Here is a 24,201-nt window from a genome sequence, read left to right as displayed (position 1 = left end):
TGATTTCTGCGGCTTTTGTCTGTCTAGATAATAGCCATCTACTACCACAGTCTGGGTAAAAAATCATCATTTTTTTTAATCGCTTTTTCGGGTGCGCTTTGTAAATAAAAAAGCTGCTTCTGGAGAAGCAGCCTATCATAAGTTTGTTTGATTTTTAAATCTTCGGCAGCTCCCATCCATTATGGTAATGAGCCTTGATTAATTGATTTGCTTCCTTATCTGTAAATTGATTCTTATCAGCATTCCAGTAGATCTTCTTACCTGTCTTATAAGCAATATTCCCCATCTGAGCATTGATCGCTGCGATGCTGCCTGTTTGGATAGCACAGTTTAGCAAGCTAGGGTCATTGGCTGTCACTGCTTCCACGAAATTAATTGCATGAAGATCCAAGGCATTTCCTATCCCAGGAGTATGAGGGACTTCTGGCACTTTCGGCACCTTCACTCCATCCTTGGATTCAGTTTCTGGAATTACCTTCCATCCACCACGATTCACTACCAGCGTCGCATTATTGCCAATGAAGGCAATCCCTTCCGTCGTACCATAATTCCCACCATCTATTCCTGTGGCATGTTCCCATAGCATATTGAAGCCATCGTATTCATAAACAGTCTGTAAGGTATCTGGAGTCTCAGAAGCATCATCTGGATAAGCAAATTTACCACCTGAAGCCATCACTGATTTGGGAGCGCTTACTCCCATTGCAAATAATGCAATATCTATCTCATGAACTCCCCAATCCGTCATCAATCCCCCTGCATAATCCCAGAACCAACGGAAGTTGAAATGGAATCTATTTGGATTGAATGGTCTGTCGGGAGCTGGACCTAACCACATTTTGTAATCAACTCCCGCTGGAGCTGGCCCATTTGGCAAGACGGGCACAGGCTTCATCCAACCTTGGTAAGCCCAGCATTTCACAAGGCGAATCTGACCTAGCTTTCCAGATTTCACATAGTCAATTGCCTGAGCGTACTGCGAACCCGAGCGCTGCCATTGCCCTACTTGGACGATTTTTCCGTAGCGTTCCTGAGCTTTGACCATCAGCTGACATTCCTCGATCGTATTAGCAATTGGCTTTTCCACATAGACATTTTTACCTGCAGAGACTGCATCGCACATGATCAGACAATGCCAGTGATCCGGCGTACCAATTATCACAATGTCTATATCCTGATCTTCCAGCAGCTTACGGTAGTCTTTGTATTGCTTAGGGCGAGTTCCTCGGAGCTTAAACACATCTTCTGTTCGCTGATCTAGCACAGATTGATCTACATCCGCCAGAGCCACACAGTTTACCTGAGGCATCTTGAGATGTGCATTCATATTTGACCAGCCCATACCTTTACAGCCTATCAAGCCATAATTCAGTTGATCTGAGGGCTTTATTTTACGGGTATATCTGCCGAAATCTGCTGCTGTGAGAACAGTAGGCATAGTAAGACCAGCTCCCAGCAACATGGTATTTTGTATAAATCTTCTTCTCGATGACATATGGTTATTGGGTTAAATTCTTAATGACAATTGCACAAAAAAGGAGTAGCTAACTGAATAACTACTCCCTTTGAATTAGACTTTTACAACTCCCGAACCCAGATATTTCGGAATCTCACAGGGTTACCGTGATCCTGAAGTTTGATAGGTAACTTCTCTGGATGAGCCTTGTAATTCGGAATACCAATATATTCTGTTGGGCCTTTTAAGATCACATGATTTTGAACTAGTACTCCATTCATCAAAACCGTAACAGTAGCAGGAGAAGTCAAAATACCGTCTTTATTGAAGCGGGGAGCTTTGAAAATAATATCATAATAATTCCACTCACCAGCAGGTCTAAGTGCCATCGCCAAAGGAGGAAATTGTTTATATATACTTCCAGCTTGTCCATTTGTATAGGTCTTACTTTCGTAGCTATCCAATACCTGCACCTCATACATTCCCATTAAGAAAAAACCAGAGTTACCTCTCCCCTGACCTTCGCCTACAATCTCTGTTGGCGCTGACCACTCTACATGATACTGAGCATCACCAAAAGGCAATTTGGATTGTATATCTCCCTTACCTCTTGTCACTACCAATTCGCCATTTTCTATAGTCCATTCCGCAGGACTTGAACCGTCTTTTGCACTGACAAAACCGTTCAGACTAGAACCGTCAAAAAGTACAATTGCATCAGAAGGAGGAGCGGTATTGTTTGCTCCAGGAGTGACTTTCGGCGGGACCGGAGTGTAGAATTCCGTAGCCTCAGGCTTCATTGGTGGTGGAGTTTTCTCCTGGGCAGTTGCTAATGAACTCAAAGTCAAAGCACCGGCAGTCAAAGCAAGTGCGAAAATGCTATTTTTCATACGATAGATTTTAGGATTTACTATTAAGGCGATAAATTAAGCCAAAACACGGCAAACCAAAAACCATTGGTGGATTTTAAATTGTGGTGCAGATTCTCTTTAGTAAATTCCAGAAACCATTTTCCTATGAAAAAACTAATACTCAGCCTTTTTCTCAGCATTCTCATTAGCGCATCAGGATTTGCGCAATCCTCCTATTATTTCCCAGAGGAAAGTTTTGACCCAAGTATTCCTTCTCCTGAAGAGTTTTTAGGCTATCCAATCGGCGATTGGCATACACGATATGATTTGATCGTCAAATACTTCGAAAAACTGGATGAAGTTAGCCCGTTAGCCGAGCTAAAAACGATAGGTTATACCCATGAACATAGACCTAAAATCATCCTTACCATTGCTTCAGCTGCACATATGGCTGATTTGGAAGCAATCAGAAAAACACATCTTCAATTGGTAGATCCGAGCCTTCCAATGCCCGATGTAAGTAATATGCCGGCGATTATTCATTTGGGATATGGAGTGCATGGTAATGAACCTTCCTCAGCAGAAGCAGCCATGCTTTCTGCCTATTGGTTGCTAGCTTCTCAATCTGAATTAGCACAAAATCTGCGTGAAAACTCCGTCGTTCACTTCGATCCTACCGTCAATCCTGATGGGCGTGATCGCCATAGCCTCTGGGCAAATAGCAACAAAGGCTTTCCTCCTGTAGCCGATCCGCTGGATAGGGAGCATAATGAAGCTTGGCCTGGCGGAAGAACAAATCATTACTGGTTTGATCTGAACAGGGACTGGCTACCTCTGGCACATCCAGAATCTCAGGTGAAAATAGCCTGGTATCACGACTGGTATCCAAATGTGACCACCGATTTTCATGAAATGGGGACAAATAGCACTTATTTCTTTGAGCCAACTAAACCTTACGGAAGTGAGAATCCTGTAATCCCAAGAAAAAATTACGATGATATCAATGTGCGCTTTGCAGCCTATTTCGCAGACTACTTGAATGAAATAGGAAGCCTTTACTGGACCAAAGAAGTCTTCGATAATAGCTATCCCGGCTATGGCTCAACCTATCCGGATATCCAAGGCGGTTTAGGGCTAGTATTTGAACAAGCCAGTAGCCGAGGACATCTGCAGTCCAGTCAGCGTGGAGATATCAGCTTTGCCTTTACGATAAAAAATCACGTACGAACCTCTCTCGCGACCATGGAAGCCGGTTTGGATAATAGAGAGTATATGCATGATTACCTCAGAGAGTTTTTCGAGACGGCAGTCTCTGAAGGCGCAAAAGATCCAGCCAAAAACTATGTCTTCGGCGACGAGTATGATGCAAGTAAGAATCAACTTTTTGTGAAATTCCTGTTAGATCACAAAATCGAAGTATTTGAAAACACTAAAGACCTGAGTGCTGCTGGATACGAATTCAAAGCTGGCAAGTCATGGATAGTACCTACATCTCAGCCACAATATAGAATGGTACGTACCATGTTTGAGGATGTAAAAGAATTTGCTGACTCGGTATTCTATGATGCTTCAGCCTGGACTATGGCTCGTGCTTACGATATGCCTTTTGCGCCAAGTTCCGCTATCAAATCAGGGGATCAAATTACGGAAGCAGCAGTTTCTACTTTTGAATTCCCTACGGAAAAAGCCTATGCCTATTTGATAGATTGGGCGGATTATTATGCTCCCAAAATGCTCTTTGATTTGCAAGAGGCAGGAGTTCATGTCGAGATCATCAATCGACCATTTACGGCAAATACACAAGCTGGGGAAACCAAATTTGCAGCAGGAACCTTGATGATTCCTACAGGTTTTCAAAGCTTAGAATCCGAAAAACTCGTAAGCCTTGTTCAGGAACTGGCAAAGGAAAATTCACAGCAAATATTCGCGGCAGGTACAGGTATGAATGTAGCAGGGATAGACCTTGGTTCTAATCTGGTCGGAGCGGTGAAAAAGCCTAAAGTAATCATGGTAGTGGGTGAAGGAATATCAAGTTATGAAGCAGGAGAGATATGGTATCTATTGGATAGTCAGTTGGGTATGCCAATAACGAAAGTAAACTCCGATGATATGGGAAGAGTAAACCTTTTCGATTATACAAGCCTAATCTTACCATCTGGAAATTACAATTCATTGTCTGATGCTTTCCTCACACATCTGAAAGACTGGATCAGTCGTGGCGGCACCGTTATATCCATGAAAAGTGCCAGCAGCTGGTTAAATAAAAAGGAGATTATCAAAGAAACACTGGTAGAGGTTAGTGACGAAGAAAAAGAAGCAGAACCTAAAAACCTTCCATTTGCGATACAGCGAGAGCATGAAGGAGCCAAGTCAGTTGGAGGAAGCATCTACATGGCAAAACTGGATCTGACCCATCCTATCGCTTATGGCTATCAGCGGGATGAACTTCCTGTTTATCGCAACAACAGCATATTTATGAAGCCGAGTGAAAACAAGTACCTCAGCCCTATTCGATATACCGAAAACCCACATTTGGGAGGATATATTTCTGACGCAAATCTGGAAAAGCTAAAACAAAGTGCGAGTGTAATTATATCGCCTGTAGGTGGTGGTAGAGTGATCAATTTCTTCGACAGTCCCAACTTCCGAGGAACTTGGTTTGGTACCAATAAATTATTCCTAAACGCTTTATTCTTTGGGGATTTGATGGATTAGATATGGCACTGCAAGTCGCTACTGCATGACTTCAGTGGCGCTCTTTTCTTTGAATTTTAGGAATCCAATACAGTGTTTTCAAAATAAAAAACCACAGCTCTCACTGTGGTTTTTTTTGGTTAGTTATCTTATGTATTATTTAGAGAACATGGTAAACATCCACATTCTTTTCTCGATATCACCCACAAATTTCGTAAGCATATCAGCTGAAGCGATATCATCAGCTTCTTCTGCAGCTTTGGCCGCTTTACGATGTGACTGAGCCAAAATGCCCAAGCCATCAATCACATGCTTTACGCATTCATCTCCATTCGAAACATCCGTAATCTCCTTGTGAATAGTGCTTTTCAAATAATCAGAATAGGCATGTAGCGGCTTGAAACCTATCGTTACGATTCTTTCTGCCAACTCATCTATATTTTCATATAGTTGAGTATAAAGCTCCTCGAACTTGATGTGTAGATCAAAGAAGTTTTCCCCTTTCACATTCCAGTGAAACCCTCTTACGTTCTGATAGAAAATATGGTAATCAGAAAGTAAATCATTCATTTGGCCGGATAGTTCTTTCATAGCTTTATTATCCAATTTCAAATGATTTGCGAGTGTTGCTTTAGTAGTAGTCATATGTAGTGTCTTTAAAATTTAAAATTATACTACTAATCATCCAAGAGACATGCCACGACCATACCCCCCAAACGAATACTGGGGTTTGATAGACTATGCGGAATACTATTTTGACTTATCTCTAAACGATACGATAAAAAATGGATTATTCTGATCAGCTATAAAATCAGCCAAGCTAATCCCATGAAAACAATTCCCCAATTCGTTGAAAAACCTCACTCCTAACAGCGTAAAATGAACGCTCAAAACTCATTAAAAAGTAATGGGATCAATATTCACCGCGTCCGAAATCTATTATCGCGTGTAAGACAAGGTCATATTTCCAGACAATTCTCCGCTTGGAGTTTCCATACTTACTTTATGGATAGTTACCAATTCCTTGTCCGTAAGCTTGATGAGCGTGTAAGTCAGGTCATTTCCACTCTTGTCGTGGATGATCAATTGATCATCTTTCAGCTCCCAAGTACCGGACCCATTGTCATATTCACCTACAAGCTTTTGGTATGTACCATCTTCATTGAGATTAAAGCTACTATTCAAGTGCCTTTCTATCCCACCATTAATGGTAACAGGAATGCTCGGACCAGCCTTTTTGACAAACAATTGATCACTGCCCTTCCATGAGCCAACCAACTTCTCCTCAAGGTTGTCCGTGCAGGAAAACATCATAACCGTAAGGACCAGCAATGGAAGACATACTAAAAATCGACTACTTACTTCTATTTTGTTCATGGGATGGATTGCAGCTATTGACCGGCAAAACTAGATCATTTGTCTACAAACAAAAAACATCCGAAGATACTCCGGATGTTTTACTACTAATTAAAACTTAACTTTTACAATTTAAATCTCACAGGAAGTCTCATTCGTGTTTTTACGATCTCCCCATCCTTTTTTCCAGGAGTCCATTTTGGAGACTCTTTCACCAATCGTAGCACTTCCTCATCGCATCCTCCTCCTATACCACGCAGGATTTCAACAGAATCTATTTCGCCGTTTTTTAAGACTACGAATGTAGCGATCACAGTACCTTCTATTTTCGCTTCGCTAGCTGCTTTAGGATATTTCAAGTTTTCGGCCAAATAGGTATTCCAGCCATCCATTCCCCCTTTGGGTTGTGGCATTTCATCTACCTCCATATGGACAGTCTCAGATTCTGTCTGTGCAATCGCCGTTTGATTGGGAAGAGTAGCGAAAAAGAGCATCGCAAGTAGAAACAGAGGAGATGCTTTAATTGGGAAATTGGAGATTGATAATTTCATAATAATTGGTTTAGGTGAATGTCTTTCAGTATGGTAAAGTAGAGTTATTTATAAGTCGAAACTTCAAGTATCTCCACGAAATCAGATTTTGGTTACTAAGTGATTTTAGTTCAACTTAAAGCGAATAGGCAGTCTCATTCTTGTATTGATGACTTTGTCTTTTTGAGAACCTGGAGTCCAGTCTGGGGAATTCTGTACTGCTCGAATTGCTTCTTCGTCAGCTCCTCCACCTATACCTCGGAGTATTTCAAAGTCTGAAAGAGAACCGTCAGCATTGACAATAAATGCTACGATCACGGTTCCTTCAATACCTAATTTTCTAGCCTGTTCAGGATAAGTCAAATTATTTCTTAAATACTCATTCCATCCTGACATTCCTCCTGGAGGATTTGGCTGCTTTTCTACCACATCAAATACTGTTTCTCCATCCTTACCTAATTTTCTAGCGGTAATGTCAGCCGGTCCTATCTTGGTAGCTTTTGACTCACCCATCATCGTAGGAGCATCGATATCTTCTTCGGGAGTGATTTCACAGGAAAACACAAAGAACAAAGCAGCTAATACGGGAATCGCAAGCAAGAACCTACGCATTTCCCTCTTCTGGGATTCTGGTTTACTCATCATGATAATTCGTTTTTTGGTTTGAAATTGGTTAAAGTTATTCATGAAGTGCCAGCCCTGTCCTCCTCTGATCATCTGGAGTAAAAGGCCAGAGTACTCTCTTTTGGAATAGCTGGAGGTCACCCCCTGATCTGCCTGGTATTCATGCACTTCTCTAAGAGAATTTTCAAACTGGTAGATAAGCGGATTGAACCAAAAGATAATTTTTGCAAACTGGACTAATAGCAAATCCCAGCTATGCTTCAATCGCACATGCACCGATTCGTGAAGGACGATTTGCTTCTGCTCAGAGCGACTTGGATCAAAATCTGGAAGCAAAATGTAGCTGAAAAAGGAAGCAGGAATGAATTTAGGATGAACAGCTATCCAGTAATCTTTGTAGCGCATCAACTTGGATTTGCCCAATAAGCGCTGTGATAGAAAGAAGCCCAAAAACAAATGAACCGACATGACTACTACCCCAGCGAGGTAAGTATAAAAAAGAATTTCCTGCCATGAATAACTCAAGGATTCTTGTTCTACCCCTTTGCCCACCAGAAACTCAGGAAGGGTAATTTCGCCAGTTCCTATTCCCTTGACCCCAAGATTAATTGATAACAAAGGAATGATAAATGACAGCATCAACATGCCAACCAATAAGACTCTATTCAAGGTGAAAAAAGTCAAATCACTCAACACAAGTCTGTAAAAGAGCACCGTGATGGCTACGCAAATACTTGCCTCAGTTAGATAGATTAGGATAGCGTTCATGATTCTGTGGGTTTATCCATATCATCAATCATGCGCTGTAAACCCTCAATTTCCTTGTCAGAAATCTTATTTTCTTTTACCATAAAAGAGAGAAAATTTCCCACCGAACCTTCGAAATAATTTTTTACCAATTGATTTACACTTCTCTTGCTGTAATCAGCCTGTGTGATCAATGGGAAATACTGGTGCGTGGTACCGTAAGCTTTGTGATCCAAATAACCTTTCTTCTCCAGTAATTTGATAGCAGAAGCCAAGGTGGTGTAAGGCGGTTTCGGATCTGGCAATTCATCTAGTACATCTCGGACAAGCGCTTTTTCAAGTCTCCAAAAAATTCGCATGATCCTTTCTTCGTTGTTATTTAATTCTTCCATATCCCTAAGATAGAAACGAATTTTTAATAATCCTACTATTTTTTCGTAGATAGATCTATTTCACAAATATTAAGGTTTAACCTCTTGCTCAATAAGAACCACCACCACCGTTCGTATCTCACGAAGGGCTTCCGATATAGCCTATGAGACGGGTTTCAATACACCCGCATATTTTTCAAAATGCTTTCAAAAAGCATATGGCATGGTCCCATCTGCCTATAACAAAACCATCCGAGCTTCCGCCTAACAACTGTCCTTCTAACAACCCTTCCCTATTTCCCTCTAAAACAACCTATGAACGAATAGTGCTATTTTTTGAATGAAATGTGGTTGAGCCCCTTCTTAACCCTGATTAGATTTGACTAAACTCTAACATACTCATCTCATGGCTACTCAACTCACAGACTTAGACGTTACTTTACTAGACAATTTGAGCGCTCAGCTCAAGGGCAAGCTGGTTTTATCCACCGATAAGGAATACGATAACACCAGGAAGGTTTTCAATGGAATGATCGACAAGCATCCCGGCATGTTTGTCATGTGTACCGATGTCGCAGATGTCGTTGCCGCAGTGAATTTTGCCAGAGAAAATAAACTTGCACTCGCCATCCGAGGTGGTGGGCACAATGGCGGCGGATTGGGTTTATGTGATGATGGATTGGTCATAGATCTGTCGGGGATTAAAAATGTAAGAGTGGATACTTCTGACAATACCGTAAGAGTGGGCGGTGGAAATACCTGGGGAGAGGTGGATCATGCTACACATGTCTTTGGTCTAGCTATCCCTGCCGGAATCATCTCAAGCACAGGGGTCGGAGGCTTAACACTCGGAGGAGGCGTTGGCTATTTGTCTAGAAAATATGGTTTGACCATCGACAACTTGCTGGAGGCAGATATGGTGTTGGCGGATGGAACCTGCGTCACCGTCAATGCTACACAGAACAAGGATCTCTTCTGGGCCATTCGTGGCGGAGGCGGGAATTTTGGCATCGTCACCTCCTTCAAATTCCAAGCACATCCATTAAAAACAGTTTTCGGTGGACCGACTTTATGGCCTATTGAGAAGACTGAGGAAATAATGGATTGGTATCATAAGTTTATCCATGATGCTCCAGATGACTTGAATGGATTTATAGCTACCATGATTATTCCAGGACCTCCATTTCCGGAGGATCTACACAACAAACAATTTTGCGGAATCGTCTGGTGCTACACTGGCGATATGGACAAAGCAGCAGAAGCATTCAAGCCTATATTGGCAAAGAATCCAATATTCCAACACGTAGGTGAAATGCCTTATCCTGCTATTCAGACCCTCTTTGACGGGCTGTTTCCGCCGGGTTTGCAGTGGTACTGGCGTGCAGATTTTTTCAATGAATTAGGTCCTGAAATCAGAAAAGAACATTTGAATTTCGGTTCTACGATTCCCACTCCCCTCTCTCAAATGCACCTATATCCTATAAGTGGAGCTGCGAGCCGAGTTGGGTCTGAAGAAACCCCTTGGGCATATCGCGACGCCAAGTACGCTGGCGTAATCGTAGGCGTAGATCCAGATCCTGCGAACAAGGACAAAATCACCAAATGGTGCAAGGACTACTGGAGAGCCTTACATCCCTATTCCTCAGGCGGCGCCTATTCCAATTTTATGATGGACGAGGGTGAAGATCGTGTCAAGGCCAGTTACAAACACAACTACGAACGCCTAACACAGATAAAAAAACGATACGATCCGAACAACCTCTTCCGAATCAATCAGAATATAGCACCTGAATAAGTCTATGATTGCAAGGTTCTATGGTGGAAAAAGGAGTGCCAAATAAAAAAACCTAGGGATGAAGCTCTCTTACTTTTATCCATGGAAAAATCAATAAGCAGATTATCAGTACCTTGATAAAAATCACATCAAAATTACGATGTGATAATTCAGGCTGCCTAGCTAGGCGAATAAAGCAATTCTTAGCAGAAGGAGTAATCTTACATTTTTATTCAACTATTTATATAATTAATAATTTTTATCACTTATGGCAGATGTATTAACAAGGGTTAAAGTAAAAGAACTAAGAAATATCCCTATCGGTTTTGGTAAAGCCATCGAATATAATTTCACTACCAAATTCAATCCTTCATCCGAAATCGTAGGAGGCTCCAAACAGATTGTAGTATATGTAAGACAAAAAGGTCCCGAGCCTCTCCTAATAGCTCCAGTGGAAATACAGCTTATTAATCCTAACAAATTAATAGTAAGTGAAGAGCTCACTCCGTTCCTAAGTGCAAAATTTTCCACAAAAACTGCTTTAGGTAATATTAAATTCCCTGGAAAAACAGCGATATCTGTACTCGATGATCTTGTCGACGTAGGCTCACCCTTTGACCCTACTCTTCCACCTCCAGGCCCACCCGCACATTTGACCCAATTCAAATACACCATTAAAGATAACGACCCTAATGGGGCTTGGACTATTCAAATAAAAAACAAGGGGGTTCAGTCTGAAAATTTTGAAATCGATATTTCACATCCGGATTTACAATTAAAACTAGAAGAATCAGCAGTCCCATTTAGCTTGTTGAATCGCTTATTGAAAAAGGTCAACCGGTTATTTGCTGTTAGTCTTAAAATTGACAAAAACCTTACGCTAGATTTCAGCAGCAAGGCAAAAAAAATGCTTGGCATTGACAAAATAGAAATCCCTATTGGTGAGCTTTCCACATCTATTGACCCAATCAAAGACCCTCTGACTGGATTATCAGTTGGATCAATATCAGTAAACTTCTCTCTAAATAATATCAATCTAGAATCACTAGACTTAAGCGTAATTCCTTCAGATGGAGATGCCATTGCACTAGCTGCAGAGGTTGTTTTTGAGACATCTGGGAATGAAGTTAACGTCGTAGGACCAAATGTCAATATCACCAAACTAGCAGTGAAATCTGAGCTAGCATTCAAAGCTCCATTTAATCAAAGCTATTATGAAGAGCGAAATTTGGCAGGAAAACTCATTGCTTCTCATTCTCCAATCAGTGCAGCAGAGCCAACCATACTCCCAACAATCCACGCCGAAAAATTTATTGTTTTTAAAACACAAAGCGGAATAAATGCTGGTGCCAAATCCGCTATCGAGAAAATATTAAAAGCTAATTCGACAAAAAAGATACTCAAGACTGTTGCAGAACATTTCACTGATATGCTATTGTTTTTAGCTTCTGGAAGAAACAACCAAGTGTTTTTCGATTTGCAAACAACTTCGAAAGATTTCACTGTGAGACATTATAGCAGACCTTCAGCGAAAATACGGCTCAAGGATAGTCTGATAACAACTAGGCCTACCATGAAGGTAACCAAAATCATTAACCAAAGTGCACCCAGCAAGCCAAGTCCCATTCCCACTACTTCACAAAAGACAAGGTTGCATAAATCTATTTTCTCAAGCTTCAAATTTGGCAGATTCTTCCAGAAGGATAAAGCTTCAATAAGTATAAAACCTCCAACACACAATGCCCCAGTCAAACCTGATTCTAAGCAGATAGAACATATTGTAGTACTGACCTTAGAAAACAGGTCATTTGATCACATGCTGGGATATTTGACTCAAAAAAAGAACAGAACAGATGTGGATGGACTGGGAGCAGCGCCCAATCACACTAATCCTATTCCAGGCACCAACTTCTCGCATAGCGTATTTAAACTCACGGATGGGGCCAAAATCAGCGTGGACCCAGGGCATGGAGTAAAGCAGGTCAAAGAGCAGATTGCCAATGGTGAAATGTCGGGATTTGTCTCAAACTATATGAGTAAAACCGATATCAAGAATGATCCAGGCAGTGAAAAGTTGGTAATGGGTTTTTATGACGACGATACACTAGGTATGTTTGATTTCCTTGCAGAAAATTATATGATCTGTGATCGATGGTTCTCATCTCACCCCGGGGCTACCTACCCCAATAGATTTATTTCTGTAATGGGATCTGCACCAAGCATCAACAATTTTGAAATAGGTGGAAATGAAGCAGGAGCTGTCAAAGGCGACACCATTTTCGATATTCTGACCCAGAAAAATATCAGTTGGAACTATGTAGAGAGCAATATTGCCTTTCTGCGAATGTTCGATAAATACAGAGTGGATGAAAAAAACATTATCCAAAGAGATGAATGGTTGAGTAAGGCAAGAAATGGACAGCTTCCAGCCGTTTCATGGATAGATCCACACATCATTGACCTAGAGATAGAAGGTGAAGCTGATGATGACCATCCGCCAGCAAATGTCGGGAAAGGTCAACTTGGTGTCAAAGAGATTTACGATGCACTGAAAAGCAATGACTTGCATTGGCAGAAGACCCTATTTATCATCACTTATGACGAGCATGGTGGTTTTTATGATCATGTGCCTCCACATGGCATCAACGGTGAGGGGAACCCAGTAGTACACAAGATTCACAAAGACGGTGCAAGTCATTACGGCTTGCGAGTACCTGCATTTATTATTTCTCCTTGGGTAAAGCCAAAATCTGTATCAAAGACAGTCTTCGATCACACTTCTATTCTTAAAACTATTCTTTCCAATTTTATAGGCCCCGAAGGCACCAACAAAGAATTGCTCGGCAAGAGAACAGATGCCGCCAACAGTATATTATCAGTTCTAGACCGACGCCCGAGGGCAGTCACGCCATCCACTGTAGCAAATCATCAGTTTTTTATAGCTGCAAATGCGCCTGGTGAGATAAATGACAGGGAAGTGAGTGCGGATAGTTTTCATGACAACATGCTACTATTTGGTTTTGGCTCAAAATTCCGCAAAATAGTTGCTGATCAAATTAAGAAAAAGGAGTAATGATACTTCTATTATAAAGGCTCTAGATTTTGAAATAGTATAGTTGCCTGTTCTGGGATCAATAGTGTTAATTTTTGGGTAAATAATGGTGGTTTACCTAATTAATCATAACTAGTTTTCATCTCAAGCCTAAGCAAAGAGCAAGCACTAAATCAGCTCAGAACTAGTAGACTTATGGACTAAATAACTAATATCCTCACCATAACTCGTTTAATCATGAAAATCAACAAAGAGGCCATACCTGTGGTAATGCAAACACCTGATACGATTATGCGCAACATGCCTGGCTATGGAGGTATGACCATCGCATTCAATGAAGTTCCAGCCGGAGCGGATTTTACACCACTATTGCAGGGACTTCACAACAATAGCTGCCACTGTCCGCACTGGGGATACCTAGTGGAAGGCGCTATGCGCGTCATATATGACGATGGAACAGAAGAACTGTTAGAAAAGGGTGATGTCTTCTATATGCCTAATGGACATACCGCCAAAGCAGAGCAGAACACAAAAATCATTGACTTCAGTCCAACCAAGGAGTTTCAGGAGGTAATGGAGCATATAGGAAAGAAGATGGCTGAAATGGGTTGACTCGTGCTTACAAAACAGAAGAGGAAACCTTTGTTGCAATAATCCTCCCCTTTTACCCTAACAAGAGACAATTCTGTTAAGTAAGCCCAAAAGTAAGAACACACTCAAACCTAACAGTCCCATGGGGACAAGCCATTTAGTTAGCCTAGGGTTTCAACCCTAGGTTATAAATCACGGAAGCCAAATTCTCTCGGCCAAGATGTTTCTTTGCACCCGAAGGTTTCTGCCGAGAAATGGAAATAACAATTATTGAAAACACAAGGACTTTGGATTAAACAGGCAATCGGGCTATTGTGCTATAGGGTGAATGATGATTCGTCCTTACAAGAGAAGAGCTGAAGAGGGAAAAGATTCCGCTCAAAACTGCTTCCAAAAAGCGCTAATGTTAAACTAATATCATAAGCGAGAATATCTAGATGTGGCACTCAAACCAAACAGTCCCATAGGGACGAGCCATATAGCTAGCCTAGGGTTTCAACCCTAGGTAATAAAACAACGAAGCCAAATTCTCTCGGCCAAGATGGTTCTTTGTACCCGAAGGTTTCTGCCGAGAAATGGAAATGACAATTATTGAAAGCACTGGGACATTGGATCATTGAGCCATTGGGGCAATAGCTCAATGGCTCTAAAGGACGAATGATGATTCGCCCCTACAAGAGTAGAGCGGAAGAGGGAAAAGATTCCGCTCAAAACTGCTCCCAAAAAGCGCTAATATTAAACTAATATCATAAGCGAGAATATCTAGATGTGGCACTCAAACCAAACAGTCCCATAGGGACGAGCCATATAGTTAGCCTAGGGTTTCAACCCTAGGTTATAATTACCGAAGCCAAATTCTCTCGGCCTAGGTGGTTCTTTGTACCAGAAGGTCCTGCCGAGAAATGAAAATGGAAAATTGTGAAAGCACTGGGACATTGGATCATTTAGACATTGGGGCAATAGCTCAATGGCTCTAAAGGACGAATGATGATTCGCCCTTACAAGAATAGAGCTGAAGAGGGAAAAGATTCCGCTCAAAACTGCTTCCAAAAAGCGCTAATATTAAACTAATATCATAAGCGAGAATATCTAGATGTGGCACTCAAACCTAACAGTCCCATGGGGACGAGCCATATACCTAGCCTAGGGTTTCAACCCTAGGTTATAAATTACCGAAGCCAAATTCTCTCGGCCAAGATGGTTCTTTGTAACCGAAGGTTCTGCCGAGAAATGGAAATGATAACTCATATTTACCACAAAGCACCGCCTTGCTAATAATGAACGCTCAATGAGATAATAATGAAGTTGGCTGATCGGGATAGCTATTCTATTGTGGAAATCCTTTGGCTCAATACAAAAAACCAAAAAGCCATAATGGGATCTTGGATCCGAGACCCAATTCAATTCCATCGGCAGCAACAACATCAGTTTCAAGTCCTGATTTAGGAAGGTCTTTCCCTGCTCCCCACACCTCAATATTCCATATTTTGTCCACTAAAAAATCTCCTTTTAGAGGCAAAGTCATCTTATGTTTATAGCTAAGCTGATTGAGCAGAAAAGTCTCTCTAAGATTGCCAACATCTACATTTCTCCCCAGAGCATATGCTAAGTTGGTGTTTTCAAGATATAGTTTTGAAGGCTTCTGCAAAATGGATATTCCCTCATTGGACTGATACAGATTACTTGTCAATTTACTTTCATCGAGGTATTGAAAATAGGTCAGCAAGGTAGTTCTATTGATACCGATTTTTTGACTGAGTTTGGTCACATTAGGGATAAAGGGAACTGAATCAGCGATTATTGCCAATAACTGCTTAATCTTTGGCACATAAGCTAAATCAAATTTGCGCAGCTGAGGCAGCTCTACCTCCAACACCAAATTGACAACAGCGCTAAGCTGCTGCTCATATAAATCCCCAAATTCTCTTGAAAATGGATAATAGCCCTTTCGTAGGTAATCACTAAAATATTGAAAAGGTCGAACTTCTGTCAACAATTCATTTGCAATAGCTATATGCTCATGAATTAAGACATCAAGCTTCAAAACTGGAAGATTCAAACCTGCTTCCAAATTTAGGTATTCCCGAAAAGAAAGTCCGGTCAGCTGGTACATCACCGCTCTCCTACTCAAGTCCGCCCCAGCATTAAGTATTTCGAGGAGTGAGGAACCAGTAAAAACAACTTTCAACTCGGGGTAAAAATCGTATATATTCTTCAATTCTCTAGACCAATTAGGATACTTATGAACCTCATCCAGCACCAATAGCTTACCGCCCGTTTTGGTAAATTGATCTGCTAAATCCAAGAGACTGTGAGTAGAAAACCAAAAATGATCTAGGGAAACATAAAGGACAGTAGAATCTGAACTCCCAAATTCCTTTTTCAGATATTGAAGAACCAAGGTGGTCTTCCCAACTCCTCTGGCACCTTTAATCCCAATCAGGCGATTTTCCCATCGTATTTCTTCAAGCAAGTTACGCTGAAAATCTAGCGCTGTATTTCGTAAAAGCTTTTGGTATAGACTAAATAGAATCTCCATGGTTGTTTATCTTAATAAACAAATATATCCATTTTTTGTTTATTGTGATACACGTTATACACAAGATCAATTGCGCTGACTTGCTGTGGAAAGTGAACCATTGATTGACATAAGGAAGAGCCATATAGCTAGCCTAGGGTTTCAACCCTAGGTAATAAAACAACGAAGCCAAATTCTCTCGGCGTAGGTGGTTCTTTGTACCAGAATGTTCTGCCGAGAAATGGAAACGGAAAATTGTGAAAGCACAGGCACAATGGGGCGATGGGCGAATGATGATTCGCCCTTACAAGAGCAGAGCTGAAGAAGAAAAGATATTCTAGCCTCCCCATCTACCCTTATCAAAAGGCACTTCTGTTAAGTAAGCCCAAAACTAAGAACGCACTCAAACCTAACAGTCCCATGGGGACGAGCCATATTCCTAGCCTAGGGTTTCAACCCTAGGTTATAAATTACCGAAGCCAAATTCTCTCGGCCAAGATGGTTCTTTGTACCAGATGGTTCTGCCGAGAAATGGAATTGGAAAATTGTGAAAACACAGGGACATTGGATCATTGAGACATTGGGGCAATAGCTCAATGGCTCTATAGGACGAATGATGATTCGCCCTTACAAGAGCTGGAAAACACAAAAACCTCAGACTTATACGATCTGAGGTTTATGCAGGACCTGATGAGGCACAGAAATTAAACCATTGAAACTTGCTCTTTTATCAATTCTCCCATACTTCGCATATTCATAGAAAGCATTCCGTACTCAGAATGGAGCTTTGCATAATGACTTAATAATTCATCCAACTCAGCTAAACAACTTTCAGGATTGGTACCGAAATTATGCGGATGCCACCAAAGATGATATACTTCCTTATGCTGTGCAGCAAATGTCATTTCGGATTTAATTCTCAGCAAACGACTCTTGTTCATTAGCAAATTGTGCTGCTGCTGAGGACGAAGTATCCTAGAAGCGGGGATAATTATTGGTTCCTGTTCAAATAAATTGACTTCTTCCAAAGCATAAGAGGTCTTTGCTCCAACCTGAAAAAAGCAGTCTGCAGATCGGAAAATTTTCTTACTGAGGTTTTCGTGCTGAGTTTCTTGCCAAAACCAATTTCTTGGATTACCACGAACGTACTTGTACCCCTCCTCTAAACAAATCCCCAAATACAACTCATTGATATGGTTTCGGGGAAACACAAGAGATTCCAGTCCAACCCCAAACTTATCTTTAGAAATTCTTTGAGTGGCCATTAGATCCTCACGAAACTGCTCCGGGCTTTGGCCACGCATCAAAGTATAATAATGTGCATAAGTATGCGAACCTAATTCCTGGCCTGGAGTATCAATAATCTGCCTGATTAGATCCGGAGCAAAATGCACCTCGGGCCTGATGCCATTTTTCTTAACCCATTCATACGCAGAGTATTTTCTGTCCCGGTAGGATGGCAAAAACTTGGGTGAGTATGCACGCCATTCTTCTTCATTCTCTGCAAAAAGCATCCCTACAGTAGCCCAAGTAGCCTGCACATTCGCTTTGGCAAACTTCTCCAACATAATCGGGACGATCTGCCTGGTATTAAGAAAGTAAGAAGGCTTGTAGCCAGTTCCTACCTTATCGAAGATACCCCAGAGGAGTTCGAAGTCAAGAGAAATGGTGAAGGTGCCGGTTTTCATTTTATATATAGACTTTTGAAGAAATATTTCAAAGGAGTATAGCCTATCCCGATTCATTGTGAACAAGCTAATCTAGGTCAAATACCTCATCGCGAAGAACGAAGCGATCTATTTATCAAATAGCAGGAAGCTCCAGTTAGGACAATACTGAGTCGGCTTTTGTATTTCACTTTTAGAAATGAAGGGAATTCATTCTCAATTCCTCAAACAAATCTTCCCAATTGGGATTGACTGAATATCAAGCTTTTTATTTGCTCTACTACCACCTTCTATTTACTTTTCCCGATTTATAACTTCATCAATAGATTGACAATTTTCAAAATATACCAGCTTATCCAAGTTGTATTTTGCGGTGAATGAAGTTGGGTAAAACTTCAATTTATGCTCCTAAACACGACGAATAAGGTTTTCAGTTACTCCAATATCTAGAACAGAGTTATTCTTATTTGTCATAAGATATATTGAGCCATCTTTTTTCATCGAGAACAGGGAATAACTGACAAATTACAGTCGTTTTGGAGGGAGGTAAATAGTTAACAGATACAGATTGCTTCGTGCCTCGCAATGACGTTAAAACACTATTTCTCAGCCACCGCCAATTCCAAATTCTTCCTCTCCTCTTCCACTATCCGATTAAATATTTCTCCTCGTTTTTTGATTCGCGTGGTCCGTTGCCAATCCATAAAAGCCACTACCACAAAGAGCATAAAGTACATGATCTGAGACTTCTGCCGGATGATAATACCCAGATTAGACATCACAAAGGTCATGGAGATTGATATGGAAATAAATACCACCGCAGACATCTTCACCATAGCAGGAGCTTGTTTGATATACTTGATGAAATCCATTCGAACCACCTTACTAAACATGTAGATGTATAGTGCATTTTCAAAGGAAATCGCAATTCCCAAGGCATTTGGTGAATCAATAAACAAAGGCCTAAACCAAAAAGTAAATAGCTTCATAGGCATGCTATATGACTCCATAGCCACTCCCGAACCTGAAGACCGAAGTCTCCCCATATTCAGGGCAGACTCTTCTTCAAAGCTTTCTAATACATTATTAGGGTCATAACCTAAGAAAGCTAGTAAATCTTCATAAACATAAATACTCATTCCTATTGCAAAAAACACCACCAAGTACTTTTGATAAATAGGGACTTTTTCCTTACCCAGCACAAAGCCCACTCCCATACCTATCAGAATTGCAAAGAGAATATGAGGTCTCACCATATAGCAAAGAAAGCTCCCAAATGCGATATAACTAAGTCTCTTTTGAGGCCAAGAAAGTCCATAAACCAAAAAGCCTATTCCTGCAAAAATCACTGCCCCCTTGCCCAGAGAGGCAGTCCAGAAATGCATATTAGGCAAAAACATAAAAATCGTAATCGCATCCCAACCTTGGAATTTGGGATTAAATCGAAGGTTCTCTTTAAAAAATAGGTAGAAATAAACAAAACCCCAGAATCCCAACCAACAGGACAAGAACATCATCATATCATAATTGAAATTCAACCATTTTACAAATGGATAGGACATCCAATGAATAAACTCCGTCCCTGCATGAAAAGAGTCAAACCAATTTCTGGAAATCTCAGTGTACCTATAATACATTTGAGAATCAGATCTGTTAAACTGGCTATATGTCCAATAGACTAATCCAAAGAACATATGGTACCAAAACATCTGGTTGAGTAACCCTGCTTTCACCCACTTATGCTCACGCTGCAAGTTGCCGAGTATGGGTTGGCTAATGCCAAAAAGGATGAGTATGAGGACTACTGCGCCAAGCACTGCGTTAATTTAAAATTTTTGAATTTGAAATTTAAAATTAGCGTATAGCGTACGAAATCCAACTTTATGATTACTTCGGATTGTATGTATGATTCAATGCTAAATTAAATTTTGAGTCCAATCCTCATAATGACAAGTATACGTCATTGCGAAGGAGGACTAGGGAATTTTACATTACAAAGGAATTCAACCGACTGAAGCAATCTCTTTGATCAGAGTATATATTCCAACTTTAAGATTGCTTCGGCAAAACACTCTCCTACCGTCGAGTGCTTTCCCTCGCAATGACGGACTCATAAACCTCTTCCAACTCCTCCACCATCCTATTCATACTAAAATGCTGTACCACTCTTTCTCGAGCAGCAAGGCACATTGATTTGTGAAGGGTCTCCTTATTGATTAGCTCAACACAGTGATCAACCAATTCTTCGTATTCATCTATCTCAGATAAAAAGCCTTGGATTCCATGCTGAATTACCTCACCAATACCTCCCGCACGAGTAGCCACTACCGGCACTTCACAGGACATGGCCTCTAGCATGGCAATGGGCAAACCCTCAAACTCTGAGGTACTCAGGTATATATCCAATATTGATAGATAAGGAATTACTTGTTTTTGTACCCCTACTAAATGAAAATGGCCTGATTTACCTGAATCTGATATCTGCTTTTCCAGCCTAGACCTCCACTCTCCATCGCCGACCAATATAAAATGTGTATTTGGGCATTTTCTCAAAATTTTCAAGGCTAGATCTATCCATAACCATAAGCGTTTTTGATCGCGGAATACTGCTACTATACCTATTATTTTAGCTGATTCAGGAATACCAAGGGTAGTTTTCAAATTGGAGTAAATCCCCCCTTCCCCCATTTGAAAAGGGGGATTTTGTCTCGAGTTACCAATAAGAGCTGAATCAAATTGTAAGATTGCTTCGTCGGCTTTCTTGCCTCCTCGCAATGACGAATCTACATCGGGCACTTGTCCGCCGTGGCGGATCCGACATCCTACACTTGTCCGCCGTGGTGGATCCCACATCTTCCTAAACACCTCCGTATTTACGCCATTCTGTATCACTTTGATCTTCATTCTACCACCACGCTGATAGGGATCCACCATGGAATTGAGCTGCATGGAGAGCGCCACTTCATTTGAAACAGCAATGGCTATATCTTGCCTTTTAAAGGTCATTCTATTACCCCAATAGGATATAGAATTGTATCTATCCCAGGTATTATGTTCTGTGTAGACAATGGGGATTTCCAGTTTATCACCTACAATCCTTGCCATAATTCCCGCCCAGGGCAGATGTGCATGAATAATATCTATCTGATGTGCCTTGACAAAGTCGCGAACCTTATTTACTTGAAAAAACAGCCCCAAATTGCTAGAAGGAAATAAATGTACCTGTATGGCCGCCGCTTCAAGCTCATCTACTATATTGTTCTTTTGATGGTAGAAGTAAATACAGTGAAACTCAAAGCGAGTCTGATCATGGACCAAGGCAGTTTCGGGAATGAGTTTTTCAGCTCCTCCACGGCCTAGTGATTTGATAAGGTGTAATATTTTAATTTTTTTATTTATCATGCTAAAGAAGATCTTTATCCTTCATTGCGAGTGAGGTATGAGCGATACAATATGCCATTCAATAAACATATTACTACTCCCACTGCTCAGGATCGCAATGACGTGACAACCGCCTTAAACATAAATTCTATATCCCTTTTCTTTCCGCCAGAAAATTGGCGGTGTGAAAAATCTCTAAACTTGAGTCGTAATTTTTAATCTCAAATAATCCATCTGAGACAATCCTATACATATGATATCCTGGGGACAATACTTCATAAAAATCTCTAAAGAAAACATCAGCATCAATGTCACATTTCCCAAATTCAAACTGAATGAAATTAATAGATAAAGAATCAATGAGAGATTTAGCTCCTTTGAGTGCTACTAACTCATGGCCTTCAATATCAATTTTCAATAAATCAATAAATTGAATTGAATTCTCGCTACAAAACGAATCAACCGAAATAACTTCAATTTCTTCGGTAAACTCATCTTGAAAATTATTTACTCTATATTCTAAATTATATACAGAAGCTGTAGTCCTTCCTTTTCCACTGGAGTACAATTTAAGTATGGCCTTCTCACTACCTATTCCTAGTTTATGGGTTTTTATCTTAGTACACGCAACAGTTTTTTCTTCCAAAATCTTATAGGTATAGGCTGATGGTTCGAAGGCATGTATGAACACTCTATCCGCAAACAATTCATTTGCTACCAATGAGTATTCGCCTGAGTTTGCTCCAACATCAAATATTAAGATCTCATCCTTATCTTTCAATTTCTGTTTCACGTAATTCAAAGCCCAAATCTCTCCACTGTGACTCAGAGATGCTCCGCCAAAGTAATTCATCCCTATCAATGAAATATGGTGCAATTTCACCCACAAAGGTTGCAGTACTTTGGAACGAATAATTTTTAGAAATTTTTGCCTCATCTGATAGATTTATAGTAAAATCCAAATTGATTTGAAATTTTAGAAATTGTGTATTGATCTTCTATTAATTCCATTGCTTTAAAAAGTTTTGCTTTTAAATCTACTTTGGAGCTATTCAGAACACTTACGATTGCTTTCTCAAATGAAACTGGCTTACCTGCAGGAACTAACCATCCATTCTCATTTTTTATCACCTCCCTAATCCCTCCTACATCATAAGCTATCACCGGTACTTTGCAATACATCGCTTCTAAAATCACTCCAGGCAATCCTTCTATTTTAGAAGGCATTACTAAGGCCTTTGCTTTAGATAAAATGGGGAAAATGTTTTGCTGTGAGGGTATCAATTGAACTTTAGATGCTAAGCCAAGTTCTTTAATTCTATCCTCCAATTTACTTTTAAGATTCCCTGACCCCATAAAGATTAACTTCAAACCTGGTTTATCTTTATGAATCTCAAAGAAAATATCCAGCATTCCTAAAGGGTCTTTTTCCTCCACCAAACCACCAATTTGCAGCAAGAAATCCTCTGGCATTGGTAAGGTGGGTTTTTGCTGCAATTTTAAATCTATATCCATGGAATCAATTCCAATTGGAATAGTTGTGGACTTATCCTGTGGAAATCTGAAAGTATCATGAAGATTTGCAGCTGAAGCATTAGAAACTGAAACTATTCCTGAAACTTGATTTAATAAATATTGATTAAACTTTTGGTGGAAACCATTTCTGATAAAATCCCCCATCTGGTTTGCATTTCGGTAAATTATTGGAGCTTTCCATCCGAATAGCCTTTTCGAAAACACTGAAAACTTAAGCGTATCAGCTGCATTTGCCTGAATGATATCTGGCTTAAAATCTTTTACAATTGTAGAAAATTGACTCCAGCCATTAAAATCAAAAAACCGATGAGAAACCTGTTTATTCAATTTAATCCATTTGCCCTTGAAGGGTAAATCAGCATCTCCTTCAAAAATACTAACCAACAAAATCTCATTTCCAGTTAGCCTAAGCTGCTCGCTGAGTTGAGCCGCAAAGATCTCCGCTCCTCTTCGTTGAGGCTTTTGTATAAGTTGAATGATTTTCATATCGTCATTGCGAGGGAGGAACGACCGCGGTAATCTGTAATTTATTAGTACAAACTTCCAATAGATTGCCGCGGATTGATAAGCCGTCCAGTAAAATGAACTTCTGTCTCAATCCTCGCAATGACGAATAGCCACCTCATTCACTCAATAATTCATTATAGAGATCTTTCCAAGTTGGGTTTACAGAGTTTATCAACTTTTCTTTCTTTGCTCTGCTCCCTGCCTTAATCTGCTTTTCTCTGGCTATTGCCTCATCAATTGTATGGAAACCTTCAAAGTAAACCAGTTTATCCAAGTTGTATTTTGCTGTAAATGAATTAGGATCAAATTTGGATTTATGCTCTTGTACTCTTCGAATTAAATCTTCAGTGACACCTGTATAGATCACTGTATTATTCTTGTTTGTTAGGAGATATATGGAACCACCTTTTTTCATAATTTAACCGTCATTGCGAGTGAGATACGAGCGCTGCAATCTGCTTTACGTCATTGCGAAGGAGGCACGACTGAAGCAATCTACCTATTTAAATACAGATCGCCTCGTTCCTCGCGATGACGCTAATATAA

19 protein-coding genes are annotated in these 24,201 nt (G+C 40.5%); 5 read left to right on the top strand and 14 right to left on the bottom strand.

The window, feature by feature from the left end:
* Nucleotides 1–154: 154 nt before the first annotated feature.
* Together LV85_RS18745 and LV85_RS18740 are read right to left on the bottom strand one after the other, a co-directional pair.
* Nucleotides 155–1,495, bottom strand: a complete 1,341-nt coding sequence (locus LV85_RS18745) for a Gfo/Idh/MocA family protein (RefSeq protein ID WP_111322324.1) — start codon at nt 1,493–1,495, stop codon at nt 155–157.
* Nucleotides 1,496–1,578: 83 nt separating this feature from the next.
* The gene (locus tag LV85_RS18740) at nt 1,579–2,346 is read right to left on the bottom strand and encodes a 3-keto-disaccharide hydrolase (RefSeq protein WP_111322323.1); all 768 of its coding nucleotides are present in this window, start codon (nt 2,344–2,346) and stop codon (nt 1,579–1,581) included.
* 126 nt (nt 2,347–2,472) lie between these two features.
* Between LV85_RS18740 and LV85_RS18735 the strand changes: the two genes are divergently transcribed.
* Nucleotides 2,473–5,022, top strand: a complete 2,550-nt coding sequence (locus tag LV85_RS18735) for a M14 metallopeptidase family protein (RefSeq protein ID WP_111322321.1) — start codon at nt 2,473–2,475, stop codon at nt 5,020–5,022.
* A gap of 135 nt (nt 5,023–5,157) precedes the next feature.
* Here LV85_RS18735 and LV85_RS18730 read toward each other — a convergent pair whose 3' ends face one another.
* The 5 genes from LV85_RS18730 to LV85_RS18710 form a co-directional block, all read right to left on the bottom strand.
* Nucleotides 5,158–5,646 carry a Dps family protein gene (locus tag LV85_RS18730; protein ID WP_111322319.1) on the bottom strand — a complete coding sequence of 163 codons (489 nt, stop codon included), beginning with the start codon at nt 5,644–5,646 and terminating at the stop codon, nt 5,158–5,160.
* Between the two features lie 294 nt (nt 5,647–5,940).
* Nucleotides 5,941–6,378, bottom strand: a complete 438-nt coding sequence (locus LV85_RS18725; RefSeq protein WP_111322317.1) for a lipocalin-like domain-containing protein — start codon at nt 6,376–6,378, stop codon at nt 5,941–5,943.
* A 104-nt stretch (nt 6,379–6,482) separates the two neighbouring features.
* Nucleotides 6,483–6,908: an energy transducer TonB gene (locus tag LV85_RS18720; RefSeq protein ID WP_111322315.1), complete on the bottom strand. Its 426-nt coding sequence runs from the start codon at nt 6,906–6,908 to the stop codon at nt 6,483–6,485.
* 105 nt (nt 6,909–7,013) lie between these two features.
* Nucleotides 7,014–8,279 carry a M56 family metallopeptidase gene (locus LV85_RS22350; protein WP_111322313.1) on the bottom strand — a complete coding sequence of 422 codons (1,266 nt, stop codon included), beginning with the start codon at nt 8,277–8,279 and terminating at the stop codon, nt 7,014–7,016.
* Entirely contained in the window at nt 8,276–8,650 is a 375-nt protein-coding gene (locus LV85_RS18710) for a BlaI/MecI/CopY family transcriptional regulator (RefSeq protein WP_111322311.1), read from the bottom strand. Before LV85_RS18710 ends, LV85_RS22350 begins: the two co-directional genes overlap by 4 nt.
* A 91-nt stretch (nt 8,651–8,741) precedes the next feature.
* On the opposite strand from LV85_RS18710, the gene LV85_RS22505 reads away from it, so the two are divergent.
* The 4 genes from LV85_RS22505 (at nt 8,742) to LV85_RS18690 (ending at nt 14,067) form a co-directional block, all read left to right on the top strand.
* Entirely contained in the window at nt 8,742–8,897 is a 156-nt protein-coding gene (locus tag LV85_RS22505; RefSeq protein WP_111322435.1) for a helix-turn-helix domain-containing protein, read from the top strand.
* A gap of 138 nt (nt 8,898–9,035) precedes the next feature.
* Complete coding sequence (locus LV85_RS18700) at nt 9,036–10,424, top strand: FAD-binding oxidoreductase (protein ID WP_111322309.1); 1,389 nt, start codon at nt 9,036–9,038, stop codon at nt 10,422–10,424.
* Between the two features lie 247 nt (nt 10,425–10,671).
* Entirely contained in the window at nt 10,672–13,476 is a 2,805-nt protein-coding gene (locus LV85_RS18695) for a phospholipase C (protein WP_111322307.1), read from the top strand.
* Between the two features lie 216 nt (nt 13,477–13,692).
* The gene (locus LV85_RS18690; protein WP_111322305.1) at nt 13,693–14,067 is read left to right on the top strand and encodes a cupin domain-containing protein; all 375 of its coding nucleotides are present in this window, start codon (nt 13,693–13,695) and stop codon (nt 14,065–14,067) included.
* A 1,327-nt stretch (nt 14,068–15,394) separates the two neighbouring features.
* On the opposite strand, the gene LV85_RS18685 is transcribed toward LV85_RS18690, so the two are convergent.
* From LV85_RS18685 to LV85_RS18650, 7 genes are all read right to left on the bottom strand, one after another.
* Nucleotides 15,395–16,585: an ATP-binding protein gene (locus LV85_RS18685; RefSeq protein WP_111322303.1), complete on the bottom strand. Its 1,191-nt coding sequence runs from the start codon at nt 16,583–16,585 to the stop codon at nt 15,395–15,397.
* A 683-nt stretch (nt 16,586–17,268) separates the two neighbouring features.
* Nucleotides 17,269–18,252 carry a polysaccharide deacetylase family protein gene (locus LV85_RS18680; RefSeq protein ID WP_111322301.1) on the bottom strand — a complete coding sequence of 328 codons (984 nt, stop codon included), beginning with the start codon at nt 18,250–18,252 and terminating at the stop codon, nt 17,269–17,271.
* A 578-nt stretch (nt 18,253–18,830) separates the two neighbouring features.
* Nucleotides 18,831–20,048: a hypothetical protein gene (locus tag LV85_RS18670; RefSeq protein WP_170125634.1), complete on the bottom strand. Its 1,218-nt coding sequence runs from the start codon at nt 20,046–20,048 to the stop codon at nt 18,831–18,833.
* Nucleotides 20,049–20,307: 259 nt separating this feature from the next.
* The gene (locus tag LV85_RS22345) at nt 20,308–21,633 is read right to left on the bottom strand and encodes a glycosyltransferase (RefSeq protein WP_245942374.1); all 1,326 of its coding nucleotides are present in this window, start codon (nt 21,631–21,633) and stop codon (nt 20,308–20,310) included.
* Nucleotides 21,634–21,760: 127 nt separating this feature from the next.
* Nucleotides 21,761–22,393: an FkbM family methyltransferase gene (locus tag LV85_RS18660; RefSeq protein WP_158531207.1), complete on the bottom strand. Its 633-nt coding sequence runs from the start codon at nt 22,391–22,393 to the stop codon at nt 21,761–21,763.
* Between the two features lie 152 nt (nt 22,394–22,545).
* The gene (locus tag LV85_RS18655) at nt 22,546–23,634 is read right to left on the bottom strand and encodes a glycosyltransferase (protein ID WP_111322297.1); all 1,089 of its coding nucleotides are present in this window, start codon (nt 23,632–23,634) and stop codon (nt 22,546–22,548) included.
* A 136-nt stretch (nt 23,635–23,770) separates the two neighbouring features.
* The gene (locus tag LV85_RS18650; RefSeq protein ID WP_111322295.1) at nt 23,771–24,070 is read right to left on the bottom strand and encodes a GIY-YIG nuclease family protein; all 300 of its coding nucleotides are present in this window, start codon (nt 24,068–24,070) and stop codon (nt 23,771–23,773) included.
* Nucleotides 24,071–24,201 lie beyond the last annotated feature (131 nt).

Source organism: Algoriphagus chordae (genome assembly GCF_003254055.1).
GTDB lineage: Bacteria > Bacteroidota > Bacteroidia > Cytophagales > Cyclobacteriaceae > Algoriphagus > Algoriphagus chordae.
The sequence above is the reverse complement of the archived record's forward strand: the minus strand, read 5'-3'. Positions and strand labels throughout refer to the sequence as shown.